At 64.4% G+C, this 17,492-nt stretch carries 13 protein-coding genes; 2 read left to right on the top strand and 11 right to left on the bottom strand.

What is annotated here, in order from left to right; genetic code table 11:
• Positions 1–21 precede the first annotated feature (21 nt).
• Positions 22–1,032 carry an aldo/keto reductase gene (locus ACJ8IL_RS11075; protein WP_060435182.1) on the bottom strand — a complete coding sequence of 337 codons (1,011 nt, stop codon included), beginning with the start codon at positions 1,030–1,032 and terminating at the stop codon, positions 22–24.
• A gap of 141 nt (positions 1,033–1,173) precedes the next feature.
• Between ACJ8IL_RS11075 and ACJ8IL_RS11070 the strand changes: the two genes are divergently transcribed.
• Positions 1,174–2,073 (top strand): LysR substrate-binding domain-containing protein, encoded by a 900-nt coding sequence (locus ACJ8IL_RS11070; protein WP_043139044.1) that lies wholly within the window; start codon positions 1,174–1,176, stop codon positions 2,071–2,073.
• Between the two features lie 32 nt (positions 2,074–2,105).
• Here the strand turns inward: ACJ8IL_RS11070 and ACJ8IL_RS11065 are convergent, their stop codons facing one another.
• Genes ACJ8IL_RS11065 through ACJ8IL_RS11055 form a run of 3 tightly spaced genes read right to left on the bottom strand, consistent with a single transcriptional unit; the run spans position 2,106 to position 8,487 of the window.
• Positions 2,106–4,307 (bottom strand): virulence factor SrfC family protein, encoded by a 2,202-nt coding sequence (locus tag ACJ8IL_RS11065; RefSeq protein WP_442516541.1) that lies wholly within the window; start codon positions 4,305–4,307, stop codon positions 2,106–2,108.
• Positions 4,304–7,249 carry a virulence factor SrfB gene (locus ACJ8IL_RS11060; protein WP_442516548.1) on the bottom strand — a complete coding sequence of 982 codons (2,946 nt, stop codon included), beginning with the start codon at positions 7,247–7,249 and terminating at the stop codon, positions 4,304–4,306. Before ACJ8IL_RS11060 ends, ACJ8IL_RS11065 begins: the two co-directional genes overlap by 4 nt.
• A complete protein-coding gene (locus tag ACJ8IL_RS11055; protein ID WP_049205609.1) occupies positions 7,249–8,487 on the bottom strand; it encodes an SrfA family protein in 1,239 nt (412 codons plus the stop codon). The genes ACJ8IL_RS11060 and ACJ8IL_RS11055 overlap by 1 nt, the downstream gene beginning before the upstream one ends.
• 297 nt (positions 8,488–8,784) lie before the next feature.
• Here ACJ8IL_RS11055 and ACJ8IL_RS11050 point away from each other — a divergent pair, with 297 nt between their 5' ends.
• Positions 8,785–9,699: a DMT family transporter gene (locus tag ACJ8IL_RS11050; RefSeq protein ID WP_049205608.1), complete on the top strand. Its 915-nt coding sequence runs from the start codon at positions 8,785–8,787 to the stop codon at positions 9,697–9,699.
• Here the strand turns inward: ACJ8IL_RS11050 and pdxR are convergent.
• The 7 genes from pdxR to ACJ8IL_RS11015 all read right to left on the bottom strand — a co-directional run bounded on the left by pdxR (position 9,696) and on the right by ACJ8IL_RS11015 (position 17,456).
• The gene (gene pdxR, locus ACJ8IL_RS11045; protein WP_442516540.1) at positions 9,696–11,189 is read right to left on the bottom strand and encodes a MocR-like pyridoxine biosynthesis transcription factor PdxR; all 1,494 of its coding nucleotides are present in this window, start codon (positions 11,187–11,189) and stop codon (positions 9,696–9,698) included. The genes ACJ8IL_RS11050 and pdxR overlap by 4 nt on opposite strands.
• 79 nt (positions 11,190–11,268) lie before the next feature.
• A complete protein-coding gene (locus ACJ8IL_RS11040; RefSeq protein ID WP_025304592.1) occupies positions 11,269–11,892 on the bottom strand; it encodes a helix-turn-helix transcriptional regulator in 624 nt (207 codons plus the stop codon).
• A 109-nt stretch (positions 11,893–12,001) separates the two neighbouring features.
• Positions 12,002–12,538, bottom strand: coding sequence for a fimbrial protein (locus tag ACJ8IL_RS11035; RefSeq protein ID WP_025304591.1), 537 nt, complete (start codon positions 12,536–12,538; stop codon positions 12,002–12,004).
• 18 nt (positions 12,539–12,556) lie between these two features.
• Entirely contained in the window at positions 12,557–13,561 is a 1,005-nt protein-coding gene (locus ACJ8IL_RS11030) for a fimbrial protein (RefSeq protein ID WP_049205605.1), read from the bottom strand.
• Positions 13,562–13,575: 14 nt separating this feature from the next.
• Positions 13,576–14,187, bottom strand: coding sequence for a fimbrial protein (locus ACJ8IL_RS11025; protein ID WP_049294962.1), 612 nt, complete (start codon positions 14,185–14,187; stop codon positions 13,576–13,578).
• A gap of 11 nt (positions 14,188–14,198) precedes the next feature.
• On the bottom strand, positions 14,199–14,945 hold the full coding sequence (locus ACJ8IL_RS11020; RefSeq protein ID WP_127146871.1) for a fimbrial biogenesis chaperone: 747 nt from the start codon (positions 14,943–14,945) through the stop codon (positions 14,199–14,201).
• A 24-nt stretch (positions 14,946–14,969) separates the two neighbouring features.
• A complete protein-coding gene (locus ACJ8IL_RS11015; RefSeq protein WP_050505149.1) occupies positions 14,970–17,456 on the bottom strand; it encodes a fimbria/pilus outer membrane usher protein in 2,487 nt (828 codons plus the stop codon).
• Positions 17,457–17,492 lie beyond the last annotated feature (36 nt).

Raw genomic sequence — 17,492 nt, 5'->3', positions numbered from 1 at the left:
GGCCATGCGGCCCCATAAAACTTAACGAATCGGCAGCGGCGCGTTGTCGGCCACCAGTTTCTGACGGCGCATTTCGGCCCAGAATTCAGCCGGGATAACGGCGTCCAGCGCAGCCAGATCTTCGGCCATGCGGCCAGGGCGGCTCGAACCGGGGATCACGGCGGCGACCGCCGGGTTAGCCAGCGCGAACTGCAGCGCGGCGGCTTTGACGTCGACCTGGAAGCGAGCGGCGATCGCTTTGATTTGCGCCACTTTCGCCAACACCGCCGGGGATGCTTTCTGGTATTCGTAGTGCTCGCCACCGGCCAGCACGCCGGAGTTGTAAGGGCCGCCGACGACAATGTCGACGTTGCTCGCCAGGGCTTCCGGCATCAAACGCTGCAGCGCGCGTTCATGATCCAGCAGGCTGTAACGGCCGGCCAGCAGGAAGGCGTCCGGCTGCGTTTCGCTCAGACCCAGCGCCAATTCGCAAGGCTCGACGCGGTTGACGCCGAGGCCCCAGGCCTTGATCACCCCTTCTTCACGCAGACGGGTCAGCGCGCGGAAAGCGCCGGTGCGAGCGATGTTGAACTGCTCAATCCAGTTGTCGCCGTAAAAGTCCTGGGCCGGATCGTGGATCCAGACGATGTCCAGACGGTCGGTTTTCAGGCGCTTCAGGCTGTCTTCAATGGAACGCAGCGTGGCGTCGGCGGAGTAGTCGTTGACGATCTTGTTCTTCAAACCGTGTTCGAACAAACCGCCTTTCTCACCCAGATCGCGGGCGGAGGTGTCTTCTTCTTCGTCCAGCATGATGCGGCCCACTTTGGTGCTCAGCACATACTCGTCGCGTGGGTATTGCGACAGCACTTCACCCATGCGGATTTCCGACAGGCCGGAACCGTAGAGCGGCGCGGTGTCGAAGTAGCGGATGCCCAGATCCCAGGCGCCGCTGACGGTGGCTTGCACGTCCTCTTGCGGGATGTTGCGGAACATATTGCCAAGCGGCGCGCCGCCCAAACCGATCTTGCCGGGTAAAATATTTTTGATGCTCATAGTCGATCCTCAATACGTTATCTTTTCAGGGAAACTTATGGGGCTCATACCTGTCTGCCCCGTCACGAGGCTAAAGATAACGTGGCAAGTTGTGACTTGATAGGACATAATTCGTCTAAGTTAAGTCCTTTGAGGTCTCACATGATCGATTTACGTCAGTTGAAATACTTTGTCGCGGTGGCGGAAGAGGAGCACGTCGGCCGCGCCGCCGAACGGCTGCACATTTCCCAGTCCCCACTGAGCAGGCAGATTTCCCAGCTTGAGGAGCGCCTCGGGTTGATGCTGTTTGAGCGCAATCAGCAGCGCATCCGCCTGACGGCCGACGGCCAGACGTTTCTGGCCGAAACCCGCGCGCTATTGACGCACGCCAACCGGCTTGAGTCGCTCGGGCGCCGCCTGGGACGGGGGGAAGACGGCGGGCTGTGCATCGGCTATATCGAAAATGCGATGCACTCCGGCGTTTTGTCGAACGCATTGCGGGCGCTGCGGGTGTCCCGGCCGGATGTGCACATCGTGCTTTACAGCCAGCCTTCTTCCATGCAGCTCGAAGGGCTGCGGCAGCGTAGCCTGGACGTGGCGCTGGTCAATACGGCGCCGGATCGCGACGATCAGGATTTGGACTATACGCAGGTGTTGGACGATCGCATGCTGCTGGCCCTGCCGCAGACGCATCCGCTGGCTGAAAGGGAGACGCTGCAGCCGGTGGATCTCACCGATCAGGCCTGGATCTCGGTGATCCACAAAGAGGATGCCCATTCGCGCGACGACTTCGTGGCGGCCTGTGTGAAGGCCGGGTTTGATCCGGATATTCGGCTGGAAGCGGGCGAGCCGCTGACCGCGCTGGGGCTGGTCGCCGCCGGGTTGGGGATGACGCTGATCCAGCACAGCCTGCGGCATAACGCGCCGCAGGGCGTGGTGCTGCGCGAGCTGCCCTGGATGCAATACACCACGCAGCTGTGGGCAGTGTGGCACAAGGCCAACCTGCGCCCGCTGGTCACCCATTTTCGCGAAGTGATGTCGGCCGGGCCGGCCTGCCACTGATCGCCGGCGGCGCCCGGCCCGGATTGCGCCCGCTACGGCACAGCGCGCAGGGTGGCGACGATCGCCGCCAGGTCGGCGCGCTGCTCGTCTGCCAGCGCGGGCTGCGCCTGCGCGGCATTCTCCGCCAGCAGGGTTTGCAGGCCGATCAGCCAGTCATAGATATAAAACGCGGTGTTTTTGGTCGGCGTCGGCGCCAGCCGGGTTAACCGCTGCTGGCGGCTCCAGTCCACCGCCGGCTGCGGCGGTGGGGTAAAGATCGGCTGGCCGGGATTGACGCGGCTCTCGGGGCGCGTTGCCGCATCGCGCCGCTGGAAACCGAGCCAGGCGACAAAGTCGCCCAGTATCGCCAGCGCCTGGCTGATTTGCCGATCTTCGCTCTGTTCCGGCAGGCCCCCGGCGCACAGCGCGTTCTCCAGCTCATCATCGAGCCGCAGGCGGCAGGCGGCGCCGATCAGCGCATCAACCAGCAGTTCCAGGTGCGGCTTTTCGACGCCGAGCAGCTCCAGCAACCGGCGGCTGTCCGGCAGCGCACGCAGATGATTGACCCAGTCTGCGAAGATCCGTGCGGCAAAAGGCGATGCGGGCTGCTCGCCGGGCGCCGCAGGGTCTTGCTCGCCGAACAGATCGATATCCAGCCCGAACGGTGAAGGCGCCATCGTCGGGGGTGGTGCGCTGTGCTGCTGTTGCTGATAAAGCTGGCGCAGCGTATCGCGCTGGGGTAGCAACCGCTCCAGCAGTTCGCCGTGGCGTCCGGCCTGTGCCTGCAGTGCGCGCAGCAGCTGTTGCGCGCGTTGCTGCGTCGCGTGCGGATCGGCGGCGGTGAGCCAGTTACCGAGCAGGCTTTCCGTCAGCTCGCGCTGCAATTCCTCACGCTGTTCGAGCAGGCGCGCTTGTTTGTGGGCCGGGCGCGCCTGAGCGGCCAGGTAGTTCACCATGCGGCGACAGTCCTGTTCATCCAGCGCCAGCAGCGTGGCCCAGCTGTCGCCGGGCTCGCCGACCTGACGCTGGACGGCGTCGTCGGGCCGTGCTTTGCCTTCCTGACGCGAGTCGAACGGCGTGATCGCCCAGATTAAACCGGGCTTGCGGCGTTGGCGCAGCGCCGGGGTTTCCCCCTGGGTGTGGTTGACCCAATCGCCGAGCGCCTGGCCGACGCGCGCGGCGTCCTGCGGCGTGGCGGCGGCATCGGTCACCAGCAGCAGGCTGGCGTGCTGGCCGTCGGCGCAACGGGCCAGTAAATGGGCGCGCTTCGCCTGCTGCAGACGCTGCGCCGGCTCCGCCTGCGGACAGCTGCGGCTGCCGGGTAGGTCGATCAGCGCCACGTCGGCGGGCAAGCCTGCCTGCGCCGTTTGCGGCAGCAGGGTGGTCACTTCTGCGGTCAGCCAGGCCAGATCGCTCAGTGCGATCTCCCGTTCATCGCCGTTTTCGGTCATGACGGCGATCGTGGCGTTTTCCGGTGCGGCGCTTGCGGTCAGCAGCGCCAACGCGTGGCGCGGGGCATGAACCTGTCGGCTGCCGTCGAGCGCCTGCAACGCGTGCGCCAACTGGCGATAACGCGCCGTCAACGTCGCCTCCTCTCCCCACAGCGGTGCAAACAGGCGCGCGCGATCGTCGATGCTCAGCTGCGGCGCCAGCGCCACGGCCTGCGGCCAGAAGTGCCTGTCGAGCGTGGGTTGCTCTTTGCCGCCGTGGCGGCGTTGATTGTCCCACAGCGCCAGCACGGCGTTGCTGTCGAGGCCATCGAGGCCATCGAGGGCGACGGCTTGGCGGTGGCGCGCCAACGCTTGCAAATGGCTGGCGATGGCGCGGGCGTCCCAGTCCGGGCGAAAGCCGCGCATCGCGGCGGCGTCGATCGTAATGGCCAACCACTGCGCTTCGTTGAGCAGCGCGAGGGCGATCGGATAATCGGCGGGCCCCGTTTCGGCCGCCGTGCAGTAGCGCACCGCGAGCGACAGGTCCGCGTTGAAGCGTTTGGCGCCAGGCGCCAGCGCCGCCAGCAGATGGGCCTTGGCGGCGGCGTTGTGGCCATACAAACCGATGGCGACCTGCGCAGGCCGGGTGTTTTCCAACTGGACGGCGCGGTTATGGCAACCGCGCAGACGCAGCGTCAGGCGATCGGCTTCCCGCTCCAGGCGGGCGGATTGTCGGCGTGTGGCGTCCACCCAGTCGATCGCCTGCACAATGCCGGCGCTGAGCGCGTTATTCGGAGCCGCTGGGGCAAAGGTGTGCGTTTTCATCGTGGGTAAATGCTCCCGCTGTCTATCCAGTAGTGGGTCGCACCGGAGGCGCTGGCAGCCAGGGTATTGAGTTTCAGTTGCAGGTGGTGAGCCGGGACGGGGCTGCCGTCGGCCAGCACCGCCTGCGCGATCTTGACGCTTTCGGCGCCCTGTTCGGCGCTGGCGGTGATGGCCAGACGCAGGCCGATCACCGCGTCGCCGGCCAGCTTGCGCGCCAGCTGGGCGTCATTGATGGTCAGCGTATAGAGCGGGGAGGCCGGCCAACGTTCGTTGTCCAACTGGCGGAAGCCCAGACGCAGTGGGCCGCGCAGCTGGAAGCTGACGGCGGGATCGAGCGCGAAATCGGCGCGATCCAGATCGATATCGCGGTAATAGACGTTATCGTCCGCCAGCATGTTGTTGCCGTCCAGCATGCCCAGATAGCGAATGGTGGAGTAGGGCTGGAAATCGCCGACGTTGAAGTAAAAGCTCTCCAGCCGCAGATCGATCGCCAGCAGGCACAGCATGGCGCCCACGGCAGCGGTGGATTTCGGGTTGTCGATGCGGCCGCGTTTGTTGAACGGGTACCAGTTGCGGGTGTGATACCCCTCGAGCGGCAGAATGCGGCTGGCGGGCAGCGGCTGCAGGTGGCGCAGCAGCGCCTGCACGCCGGGGAAGCGCGCCGGGCGGCCGGTCAGCAGCAGCACGTCGCAGGTATACAGCGCCACCACTTCGGCCAGCAGGCGCAGGCAGCGGCCGATGCCGATGCGATCGGACAAGAAGGCGGCGTGCAGATCGGCCAGGCGGGTCACCAGCGGGGTGTGCAGAATATTGAAGGCGTCGCTATCGGCTTCGCGCTGCACTTCGCCGTTGATAAACGCCAGCACCTGCGGCGTCGGCGGCTGCGGCAGCAGATCGCCGAGGTTGGCGGCGATTTCCGCCCGGCTGTCCAGCGGATCGTACTGCTCATAGGCACCGAGCAGCGCGCGCCCGGCGGGCATGAAGATCTGCAGCGCGGCCTGCTGACGCAGGGTGGAAAGCCCGTCCATGCGCCCTTCGTTGCCGAACAGTTTGTCCATCAGTGCCGCGGCGGCGCTCACGCCGGCGGCCTCGAACGCCTGTTGCACGGCGGGCAGGACAAACTGCTGGATGATGTCCAGCAAGATATCGTCGCCGGCGACCTTAAAGCCCTCGCGGAACAGCAGGCGCGGGTTGATTTTGATGTTGTTGCCTACGCCGTCATCGAGCGAGTAGTGCGTGATCGCCAGATCGGTGGTGCCGCCGCCGATGTCGATGGAGGCGATGCGCAACGTCTTGCCGGGCTGTTCACCCGGCGCCAGCGGCCGATCGGGCCGCGCCATGGCGGCGAAGAAGGCGTCGGTGCGGCCGGCGAAGTTCACCTGGGTTTCGTTGTACAGATAGACCATCTGGCCGCAGGTGGCTTCGTCCCACTCGATCTGCACTTGCGGCGCCGGGAAGCGGGTGTGCTCGCCGTTGAACGGCGCATCCTGCGGGTGCCAGCCGAGGGCTTTCCATACCAGCCCAATCGCTTCCTGCATGCGGCGGCGGAAGATCTCGCGCTCCGGCTTCGGCATCGCCGAAGGCAGCGTCAGGATGATGGCGCGTAAACGGCGCGGGGCGGCGGCGTTCGGCATGCGGCTGCGTTGGGCGATGCTGTTGATCTGCATCAGCGCCTGCGCCAACAGCTCGCTCAACATCAGGCTCATCACCGCACTGCGGCTGTAATGGGCGGCGAACACCGGCAGCCGTTCGGCCGTCGGCAGGGCGGACAGCGGCACGCCCTCATCGTTGATCAGGGTGGTCAACGGCGCGGCGGCGGCCATCGGCTCGTGCCGCTCGTTGAAGCGCCAGCCGGGCGCATAGCGCTCTTCGTCCCACAGATAACGCCGTGGGCTGGAGATGCCGGTGGTGCCTTCATGCCCTTCGCGTCGCTGCGCCAATTGCGCGGCTTCACGGCCGACGCGGGTGATGGACGGCCATTGGAAGGCATCGTCGCGTCCGCTCTGGAAGGACAGATGCGGCTTGCCGAACGCGGCCCGAGAAAACTCCACCCGGCTCTCGAACAGTTCGTTGTAGACCTGATGCGGTTCGGACAGCGAGCGCAGCTGCAGCTCATAGGTTTGCTTCAGGCCGTTGCTCTCTTCCGGATGGTCCTCGACCAGCACGCCGCAGGTGTGAGAATTGCCGACGTCCAGCACCAGATCGACGTCGATCGCCGGTTGTTGCAGCGTCGCCGCCACCATTTTTATCTGCGGCACCGTCAGCTGATGGCCGAGCATGTGCAACAGGTTGAGGTAGTGCGCCTGATACTCGAAGGTTTTCAGCCCGGCGTTGATCTCCGCTTCGGCGCGCTGTTCCCGCTCGGCGGCGCGCTGGCTGAACGCCTCGCGCAGCCAGCCGTCCACCCAGGTCAGATCGAGGAACTCGCCCAGCTCGTGGTTGCGGTGCGCCAGCGTGAAGTTCAGCCCGGTGCCGAGATCGCTTTCGCCCGGCGCCAATGCTTCCTGACCGGGCGCGGCGGCGCGGGTGTCGAAGGCCAGCACCACGCGCAGCAGGTTACCGTCCTGATCCGGCTCATCCAACTGCACCACCTGCAGACGTGCCCAGTTATCCGGGCCCGATAAAAACATTCCCGAGGTGGTGTAGCGCAGGAACGGCAACGGCAGCCAGAGCTTATCCAGCAGGTGCAGCGACTGCTGCAGCGGATAGCTGAACTCCGGCCGCACCACTTCGGCGGCCTGGTCGCCCACGGCCGGCAACTGGTATTTGCCGCTCTCGGCCTCCCATTGCAGGCGCAGCAGCGGGCCGCTGGCGGTCTTGCGCACGAATTTGCCGGGAAACTCGGCGTCCAGCCGCGGCGTCAGGGCAAAGTCCAGAAACTGAATGCCGCTGTCCTGAATCAGCGTAACGCCGTGTTTGTAGTCAGTAAGGGGGGCCAGCATCATTTACTCTCGCGCTTGAACGTCATGGGATAGGTGGTGTCCGCATCGTAGCGGCCGGTGCACTCCGCCGCGCCGGTCTCGCCCTGGCGGCAGACGATTTCCGGGATCTGATAGCGGCTGCCGTCGCTGCAGCGCGCCTTGGTGCGGCTGTTGATCACCAGATTGCCGGACTGCATCAGGCCGGCTTCGACCGCGACTCGACAGGTGACGCCGTCGCCGTAGGCGATGATGGCGTTGCCTTTGCCCGCGTTCAGGCGGTATTGCAGGCTGGGGCGCTTGCCGGTGATCGGATCTTTCAGCGCCACCGTGGCGCGCCATTTGCCGTTAAGGAAACGGGTGGAGCCAGCCTTCACTGCCTCGGGTGGCAGCACCAGCGCATTTTTGTCCAGCGGTTGCGGGATGGTCGGCGCCGGGGGCGGCGGCATCAGCGTGGCGTGCGCCAGCGGCAAGCGCAGCTTAGGCAATGGCGCGGCGGTTTTTTCCGGTGGTGCCGGAGGGTGCACCTCAGCCGGCATCGCCGGTTGCGGCGGCGGTGAGCGGTGCAGCCAGGCGGCCAGCGCCGCACTGCCTAACAGCAGTACCGGTAACAGCCACAGCGCGTGGCGCCGACGCGGGCGCACGACGGCAGGGGATTCGACGGGGGCCGCCGGAGCGAGCACCGGTTCAGGCTCGGCGGCCGGTGTTGGTTTTGCCGGTTCAACAACGGCTGGCTTGCGTGGTGCGGCGGCGATCGGCGCCGGTTTTTCCACTTCCGATTCGAGCGGGCGCAGGCAGGCTAACGGATCGTCCGGGCTCTGCGCCTGCGGTTTGATAAAGCCCCAAAAGGTCAGCACCGGTCGGTCGTCTACCAGGTAGACGTGGTTGGGATCGGGAATATGCATCGCTTTGGCCAGCAGCGCGCCGAACAGGCGGTGGCTGGGATGATCGGTCGCCCGGGTCTGTTCCGTCAGGCTGCGGAAGGTCGCCAGACAGTGTTCCAGGTGGCGCACCGCCTGCGCGCGCTGGGCGTCGCTTGCCGCCAGCCAGGAGGTCACTTTTCCCGGGAAGGGCGCATACCAGTCGATGCGGGTGCCGCTTTCGTTCGGCTGGGGGATCGCCAGACAGTCGGCGGCCTGTGGCTGCCGGCGAAGACGCAGGGTTTCCCGCAGCTGCTGCGCGCAGGCGTAGATCGGTTGCCCGTTCTCGCCTAAAGCGAGCACATCATCCAAACTGCCACTGCGTAAGAAGGGTTTCACCACGGCACCGCACCTTGTCCTGTTCTGCAAAAACGCATAAAAGTCCATGATACCCCGCAGGCGGCGGCGCCAAACGGCCAAGGACAGCCCGAAAAACGCCCTTCTTCGGCGTTAGCGATGCGCTTTGGCAACCGGCACAGTGAAAATCTCGCTATCTGGACCTGTCCGTGAGCCGCTTTATCTGAAAAATAGAACGCAACCCCGGCAAGCGACGCCGGGGAATGCTGTTCTCTTTCACTATGACCTCGCCTCGCGGGTTGCCGATTTCGGTATGCCTCAGGCGTGCGGAGCGTTCGCATCATGGACAGTCAGTCTGAAAAAACTCTCGTTGTTACCCCCGCTCATCCCGTTGTCGGACATTCCGCTCAGGGCTGGATGAACGGCTTCCTCGGCATGATTATCTTCAGCGGCTCGCTGCCCGCCACGCGGGTGGCGGTGCTGGAGCTCGATCCGCTGTTTCTGACGGCAGTCAGGGCGGCGATCGCCGCCTTGCTGGCCCTGTGCGCGTTGCTGATCACCCGCCAGGCGCGGCCGACGCGGGCCGATTTGCCGCCGCTGCTGTTTGTGGCGCTCGGCGTGGTCATCGGCTTCCCGCTGCTGACGGCGCTGGCGCTGCAGCACACCACCTCGGCGCATTCGCTGGTGTATATCGGCCTGCTGCCGCTGGCGACCGCCGGTTTTGGCGTCTTGCGCGGCGGAGAGCGGCCCAAGCCCGCTTTTTGGGCCTTTTCCGGTATCGGGGCCGCGCTGGTGGGGGCGTTCGCGCTGAGCCAGGAAAGCGGCGGTGCCTGGCAGGGGGATGCGCTGATGATCGGCGCGGTGCTGCTGTGCGGTCTGGGTTATGCCGAAGGGGCGGTGCTGTCGCGCCGGATCGGTGGCTGGCAGGTGATCTCCTGGGCGCTGGTGGTCGCCTTGCCGTTGACGCTGGTGGCGGCGTGGTGGGCGGCGCCGGCCACTTGGCCTGCCGTCAGCGGTGCCGCCTGGCTGTCGCTGGTGTACGTCTCGGTGTTCAGCATGTGGATTGGGTTTATCTTCTGGTATCGCGGCCTGGCGCAGGGCGGCATCGCCGCCGTCGGGCAGCTGCAGCTGCTGCAGCCGTTCTTCGGCCTGATGCTGGCGGCCTGGCTGCTGCAGGAAACCGTTCAGCCGATGATGATCGCCGTGATGGCCGGCGTGGTGGTTTGCGTGTTCGGCGCCAAGCGTTTTTCCCGCTAGGCGCCGCTGCCGGCGCAGGCCAGGATCACTTCGCCGAGCCGTTTCACCGCCTGCTGTACCTGGCGATCATGGTAACCGCCCAATCCCAGCACCAGACCCGGCTCACCGTGGCCGGGCGCATACATCGGCGACACCGCCCGCAGCGCCAACCCGGCTTCGTTGGCGCACTGGGCGACCCGCACGTCATCGAGATCTTTCCTCAGCCACAGCACCATGTGCATGCCCTGATCGCAGGGCTGCACTACCGCCAAATCGGCGGGGATATGCGTGTTGATCGCCTCGATCAGCACCCGGCGTTTCTCAGCGTAGACGCCGCGCATTTTGCGGATATGCCGGTCGAGATACCCTTCGGCGATAAAGGCGGCCAGTACGTGTTGATCCGCGCTGGGCGGGTGACGATCCATCAGGATCCGGGCGCCGCAAAAGGCGTCGACCAGCGGCGGCGGCACGATGGCGTAACCCAGCCGCAGCGAAGGGAACAGCACCTTGCTGAAGGTGCCGAGATAAAGCGTCCGCTCGGGCGCCAACCCTTGTAGCGAGGGGAACGGGTGGCCGGCGTAGCGCATCTCGCTGTCGTAATCGTCTTCCACGATCCAGGCCTGCCGCTCTTTGGCCCAGGCCAGCAGGGCGCTTCTTTTCGCCATGCTCATCGGCATGCCCAGCGGGTATTGATGCGACGGCGTGACAAAGGCGGCTCGGGCGTCGGCGGCCAGGCGCACGCCGGCGGCGACGTCGATGCCGTCGTTAGCGACGGGTACCCTGATCATGTGCCGATCGCGAAACAGGCTGTTAAAAAGGGCGGTGATGCCGGCGTAGGCGGGGTCCTCGACCCAGGCGCTGTTGCCGGCGTCCAGCAGGATCTGCGCGGCCAAATAGAGCCCTTGTTGCGTGCCGGCGGTGATGAGGATTTGTTGCGGCGTGCAATTTACCGAGCGGGAACGGCGCACATAGTCGCAGATGGCTTCGCGCAGCGGCAACGCGCCCAGAGGATCGCCGTAGCCCGACGGGGCGCCGGGGCCGCGCGCCCGGATGCGGTTGCCGAGCCGCCGCCAGATATCGTCGGGCGCGGTATCGCCGATCGGCACCGAGACGGTGAACGGCACCGGCGGCAGCGCCCGCACCTGGGCGGCGAAGCGCGCCAGATGCTGCGCCTGTGAAGAAAGCGGAACCGCTACCGCCGAACTCGCCTGCGCGTTGGCGTGCGGCGTGCGGCGCGGCGCCTGATAGTGGGCAACCCGGGTGCCGGAACCGGGCTGCGGTTCGAGAAAACCTTCCGCCGTCAGCTGAGCAAAGGCCTCCATTACCGTGCCGCGCGCCAGATTCAGCGCCGCCGACAGCCGGCGTGTCGAAGGCAGCAGATCGCCCGCTTTCAGATCGCCTTTGTGGATAGCCCGGCGCAGGGCCTGCGCCAGCTGGTGGCTAAGCTGCCCCGCCTGGCGGTCAATCTCGCCGAGGGCGGGGACGTCAACGACTTGGGCTGTTCTGGGCATGTATTCCGGCTCGCTTTGCAGTATAAAAATGAGTATTCAGAGTAAACCACTCTGATATCACTCGCGAGCCTGTTGTCGCTCAGCCAAGCCCCCGCTGATTCAGCAGCACCTTATTCAACTCGCTGTTTTTACGCACGTTAAGCTTGCGCATCGCCGAACGCTTATGGGCGCTGATGGTTTTCTGGCTGCGCTGCAGCAGGCCGGCGATGCTGCAGGCGGACATGCCGCTGCTCATCAAACCCAGCACCTTTTTTTCGCAGTGGCTGAGCGCGGCGATGCGGCAGGCCTGGCATTTCCACAGGCCGGCGGCGTGCAGCGCCACCCACGGATGCTGGATGAACTTTTCCAGCGCCATCTGCAGCTTGAGACGGATGGCATAGGCCGAATCGCGCCGATGGATGCTGAACAGCGGCGGCAGGTTTTTCACCTGTTGCTGGGTCGTGTCGTCGAGGATCAGCAGGGTCAGCTGCCGCTGGCGCGGGATGCCGTAGGCGCTCTGGTAGCAGCAGGCGCAACCCCAGCGCTCTTCCGGCGTGCGAAACACGATTTCGATGTTATCCAACGCCTGCAGCGCCAGCGGCGAGAACTGCGGGTACAGACGCTGGCATTCGTTCAGGGAGTGCAGATAGTCCTGCAGCAGCAGACGCAGCCCCTGCTGGTAGAAGTTATCGCTGTCGAACAGCGTGAAGCGAATATCTGGCATGGGTGGCTCCTTAAAAGGGCCGTGGCACCGCGCCGGAGCGAACGGTGACGGCCCATTGCCGGCGTTCGCGCGCCGGTCGTTTTCCTGATTTCCCTGGGGTGGTGCGGGCTTATTGGTACGCCAGCACAAAATTGGCGACGGACGTGAATTCGCCTTCGGTAATGCTTTGGTTCTGGATCGCGCTCGGCTGCCCCTGCACATAGGCGGTGAAGTTCAGGCTGTTGGGGCCGTTTTGCAGCGCGACGGCACTGGTGGCCTTATTCAGGTCGATGTCCGCTCCCTGATGATCGAACAGGGCGATGGCGGCGCCGTTCGCGCCGTTGTTGATCGCCAGCTTGCCCGGCAGCTCTCCGTCTTCGGTGCCGCTGAAGGTCACGCTGACGGATTTGAACACCGTGGTCTTGCAGTCGGTCAGCTTGATGCTGAACGGCACCGGCGTGGTGTGGCCGTAGCGGTACAGGGTTTTGACGATCACCGTGCCCATCTCCACCAGTTGATCGGCGGACTGCGGTTCGATATTGCACGGGCGGCTCACCACTGTGCCGTGGAACTGCACCGGCGCGCCGATAAGCTCGGTGTTCGCCGCCGCCGGTATGGCAACCCACCAGGGCGCGCAGCTCAGCAGCGCTAAAGCGCGTAGACGCATTTTCCGTTCCTCCCTCGGTTACTGGAATGCCGCCACGATGGTGGCCGATGCGTTGAATTCCCCTTCGCCGATCTCTGCGCCGCCGTTGGCGAACGGCGCCGCCACCAGGTTCCAGGAGCCGCCGTTGCCGATGTTCGGCACCGGGTAAAACTCATTCGGGATAACCAACTGGCCGTTGTGCGTCAGCCGGATGCCGAGATCGTTCTTGTCGGTTTTGAACACCTCGTTGCTGAAGGAAGCCGCCGTGCCCGACACCGCCAGCTTGATGTTCAGCGTGCCGTCCTCGAAGCTGCCGCCCTCGCACTGGAAGCGCACCGGAATGCTCTGCGGATAATTCGAACCGTTGAGATCGCTGCCGCCGATCTCGCCGAACTCGACGTTGATCAGCTGGCCTTCGTTCACCACGCATTTATCCGGTACATAGAGGATCGCGGACTGGATAAACACCTGCGCCATCGGATTGGGGCCGAAACCGCCGTCGGTCGAGCCGAGGCGGCCGTACATCTCGATGATCTGCCGATCGTTAATCTCGACGCCGTTAATGATTTTTTTGCGCACCCGGAAGGTGATCTTGCCTTTGGAACCGCTGCCGTAGTTGTTGACCTGTAAGTACGGCGGCTGGCAACGGTGTTGGCTCAGCAAATTCGATTCGTTGTAAAAAGGCACGGTGACGTAGGCGTTCTTGTTGCCGGCGATCCACACCTCGGCTTTTAAATCCAAAAAGTCATTCAGTTTTAAATAGCCGTTGCCGTAGTCGGAGGGGGGCAACGCCGAATCCGACTTGTAAAAGTGTGGGCTGGTGGGAATAGGGGTATCGCAATACACCTTGCCGGTATAGGTGCCGCCCAGATCATAGGGAAACAGTTTGGTGAACCCCACCTGGTTGGTGATGTTGCTTTCATTCAGATCGATATAGAACTGTTTGGGGCCGCCGTCCGGCGTGACGTAGCCGTTGGCCCAGGCGGCGGGGGCCGCCAGCGCGATCGCCAGCGGCAGGCAGAATTTGGTCAGTTGAGTTTTCATCGCGTTCTCGAACCTCACAGGTAAATCACCTGAATGTGCGCCACGGCGGCGAACCCGGCGGCCATCACTGCCCGCTGGGTGGATTCCACGCTGGCGCTGAACCACAGGGTGTTGCTGCCGGGCTGCAGAATGTAAGGGCGGCTGCGCTGATTCAGCTCCAGCACCTGGCCCTGCTGGTCTTGCAGCCGCAGGCCGATGCCCTGTACGCCGCCGTTCAGCTTCAGCAACGACGGGTTGTCGACGTCGCTTTCGCCAAGAAATACCAGCGTGGCGGCCTGCTCACCCTGCAGGTAGAGGCGGCCGGCGTCGCCGTTGCGTGGGCCGGCCGGGTTATCCGCCAGCGCGCGCGCGCCCAGCAGGCAGTTGCGGAACGAGAGGCGAAAACGTACCGGCGCGCTGCGATCGCCGGCGTTGCGGAAGTCGCGTGCGCTGACGTCGCCCAGATCGACGGACTGATCCCGGCTGTCCGGCGTCAGGCTACAGGGGGAGCTGAGCAGGCCGCCGTGAAAGCTGACGGTGCCGGTGGTGCCTTCGATCACGCCCAGCGGCGTTGCCGCCATCGCGCCGCCGCCGCACAGCAGTGCGCCGAGCAGCAGCGGGCGCAGTCGATCGGTGAATTCAGCCATGCTGGACCTCCTTATTTTTTCTCGGGCACGGCGGTGCAAACGCCGCCATTGCAGACGAAGCGCAGCTCCGGATGGCCGCCGTAGTCGTTGATGTAGGTGATGACGAAGCTGTTCATGCCGGTATCGTGCAGCTTGAGGCTTTCGCTGGATTTCGGCTTCAGCATCAGCGGCTGAAAACCGCCGATCGCGCCGCCGCCCTGTTTTTGCGTCTGCCGCGTCATGCCGGTCAGGGTGATGTAAAACGGCGTCGGGTTATCGACGGAGATAGCGCCGCCGCTTTTACGGAACACCAGCTTTTCCTGCCACACCTGGCCCTTGGGCGCGACGATGGCCTTCGGCCGGTAGAACAGCTTGATCTGCGTTTGCAGCGCCAGCTGCATCACGTTGGTTTTGGTGCTTTTCGGCGGAATTTCGCGCAGGTTGAAGTAGAACACCGACTCGCGATCCTGCGGCAGGCGATCCGCCTCCGGCGTCTTGGTGATGCGTACCACGCTGCGCTCGCTTGGCTCCACGCGCTGCAACGGCGGCAGCACCACCAGCGGCGAGGTGATTTTCTGGTGCTGCTCGTTCTCCAGCCAGGACTGCGCCAGGAAGGGCAGCTCTTTGTTTTCATTGACGATATTCAGGCTGATCGATTTGGCGTCGCTCACATAGACGGCGCGCGTGCGATCCAGCGATATCGCCGCGTCGGCGGTAGGCAGTACGGCGCTCAGGGCCAGGCCGGCGGCGGTCAGTAGCGTTATCGGGTGTGTGTTCATGTCATTATTTCTCAGCGTTACGGATTACAGGGTGGCGCACGGCAGCAACAGCTGGTCCAGCGGCTTGGCGGCGCCCGGGATCACGATGCGGCAGCGGCGTTGGCCTTCCCAGGCGACGTCCAGTTTTTCCTCCGGCTGCACGCCGGTCAGGTAGACCGAGCCGCCGTCGTTGACCACCGCGACCTCGCGGCCTTTCTCGCTCAGCACCGCGGCGCCGAACGGCGGTTCGCTGCCGTCCGCGAGGCGAATGGTGGCCAGCAGCTTGCTGCCTTTCACCACCTCGAAGTGGCGGTAGCCGATGGCGCCTTCGGTCAGCGTGCCTTGCACCACTGCGCGGGTGGCCTCGACGTCGTCCGCCAGCTTGTTGACGTCGATGCGGGTGTCGGTGTTGTAGTAGCTGGTGATGTCGGAAATCACCGCCAGCCCGAAACGGTTGCTGTAGGCGCGGCCGTTGTTGATCGGCACGCCGGCGATGCCGTCGGTGTCGAGCATCATGCGGCTGCCGCCGTTGCTCGAGTTCTGGTGCGCCGCGATGCCGTGCCGGGTGGCGGTGAGGCCGCCGCGGAACGAGCCGCCGATCGACGAGTAGCTGTCCTGCTGGTAAGAGGCGCTGGCGTTCAGCGAGCCGAACGAGGCGTTGTGGGTGTAGTACCCGCGCGCCAGCGATTTGCCAGACTGATTAAAGCCGCCGCTGACCTGCCAGGTATTGTCCGGATCGCTGTAGTCGTTGTACGACGCGGTCTGCGTGACGTCGCCGTTGTTGGTTTGCAGCGCATAGCCGACGCGCCGACGATCGCCGATCGGCACGGTGAAGTTGAGCATCACGCTGTCGTCGGTGCGGCCCTGGTAGTAAGTGCGGTAAGCCGACAGCGAGGCGGTGATGTTGCTGATATCCCCAATGCTGAACAGCTTGCTGGTCGACAGGCCGTAACGATCCTGGGTTCGCGCGTCCCAATAGGTTTGGTGCGAGTAGGTCAGATAGGTGGTGATCGCCTTGGCGCTGTCTTCCGCCATAAAGGTTTTGCTGGCGGTGATGGTATACAGCTCTTTCTGACGGCCGTTGTAATTCTTGTCGTAATCGCCGTAGCGCTCCTGCAGATACTGCGACATGTTCATGAACTTGCGCTGCGAGAAGCGGTAGCCGGCGAAGGTAATCTGGCTGTTCAGCTCATCGAAGCGTTTGGCGTAGTTGAGCTTGAACGACATGCCGCTGGCGGTCGGCTCGCCGGGCAGACGGGCGATCGACTGGGTGACGTCCAGCGACATGGCGCCGAACACGTTCAGATCGCGGCCGAGGCCGAGCGCCCAGGCGTTATAGTCGCCGCCGAGCAGCGCCCCGCCATACAGCGACCAGGCGTTGCTCAGCCCCCAGGAGAAGTCGCTGGCGGAAAACAGCGGGCCCTGGGTGCGGTGGTCGTAGGCCGAGGTTTTGCCGAGCGCCACGTTGTAGCGCACGTAGCCCGGGCGGGTCAGGTACGGAATGGTGGCGGTATCCACCTGGAAGGTCGAGACGGTGCCGTCCTGCTCTTCCACCTTGACGTCCAGCTTGCCGCGCACCGAGCTGTTGAGATCCTGAATGGCGAACGGCCCGGCGGGCACGGTGGTTTCGTACAGCGTGCGGCCTTCCTGCGAGACGGTGATCTTGGCGTTGCTCTTGGCGATGCCGCGCACTTCCGGCGCGTAGCCCTGCAGGTTCGGCGGCAGCATGCGTTCGTCGCTCGCCAGATTGAGGCCGGTGAAGCGATAGGCGTCGAACACCCCGGAGTCGAGATAGATCTCACCCAGCGTCAGTTTGGCGGCCTGCATCGGTAGCGCGCGATAGGCGTAGATTTGGTTCCAGTCGAAGCCGGTGCTGCGATCGCCGGCCTGCTGATTGTAATTGGCTTGGTAGTCCGCGCGCAGGCGCCAGGCGCCCATATTGGCGCCCAGCGTGCCGTAGCTGCTCAGGTTCTGGGCGGTGTTGTTGTTGTGATTCTGCTTGCCTAACTGGCCGCTCAGGTTGTAGTCCAGTAGCAGACCGGGAATGCCGTCGTCCCACTGTTCGGGCGGCGTCCAGTCGGGATCGGAGTATTTCATCCACGCCTGCGGGATGGTGATCGCCAGCACGCCGCCGCCGATGCGATCGGAGAGGGTCGCGCCTTTGATGCCGCGAATGTCGGCGCACTGGTTGTCGTGCCACAGGGTGACTTTTTTGGCCGCTTCTTCTTTCAGCGCCATTTTTTCCACCAGGTCAGGCGGCAGGCACACCTGGCTACCGCTCTTGTTATCCGGTGACGGGAAATACTGAATGCTGCGCTGAGGCAGCGTTTTCTGGTTGATCTTGATGTCCAGCAAGTAAGCGCCGGGCATGACGTAGTCGGCGTCGGAGAAGCGCGAAAGGTCCACTTTGCTGCGCTCACCGATGTCCAGGACGTCGGTATTGAATTCCGTGGCGGAAAATGCCGGACGTACCCAGAGGAAAGATAGAATGACGAGGAGAGGTAGGTGTTTCCGTGTCAGTAATGACGTCATAGCATAATCACTCATGGCAAGTCCGCGCCCAATAGC

It is taken from the genome of Serratia sp. CY47444, assembly GCF_052168635.1.
Lineage (GTDB): Bacteria > Pseudomonadota > Gammaproteobacteria > Enterobacterales > Enterobacteriaceae > Serratia > Serratia bockelmannii.
Note: the sequence above shows the minus strand (reverse complement) of the source record. Positions and strands in the feature narration are given on the sequence as shown.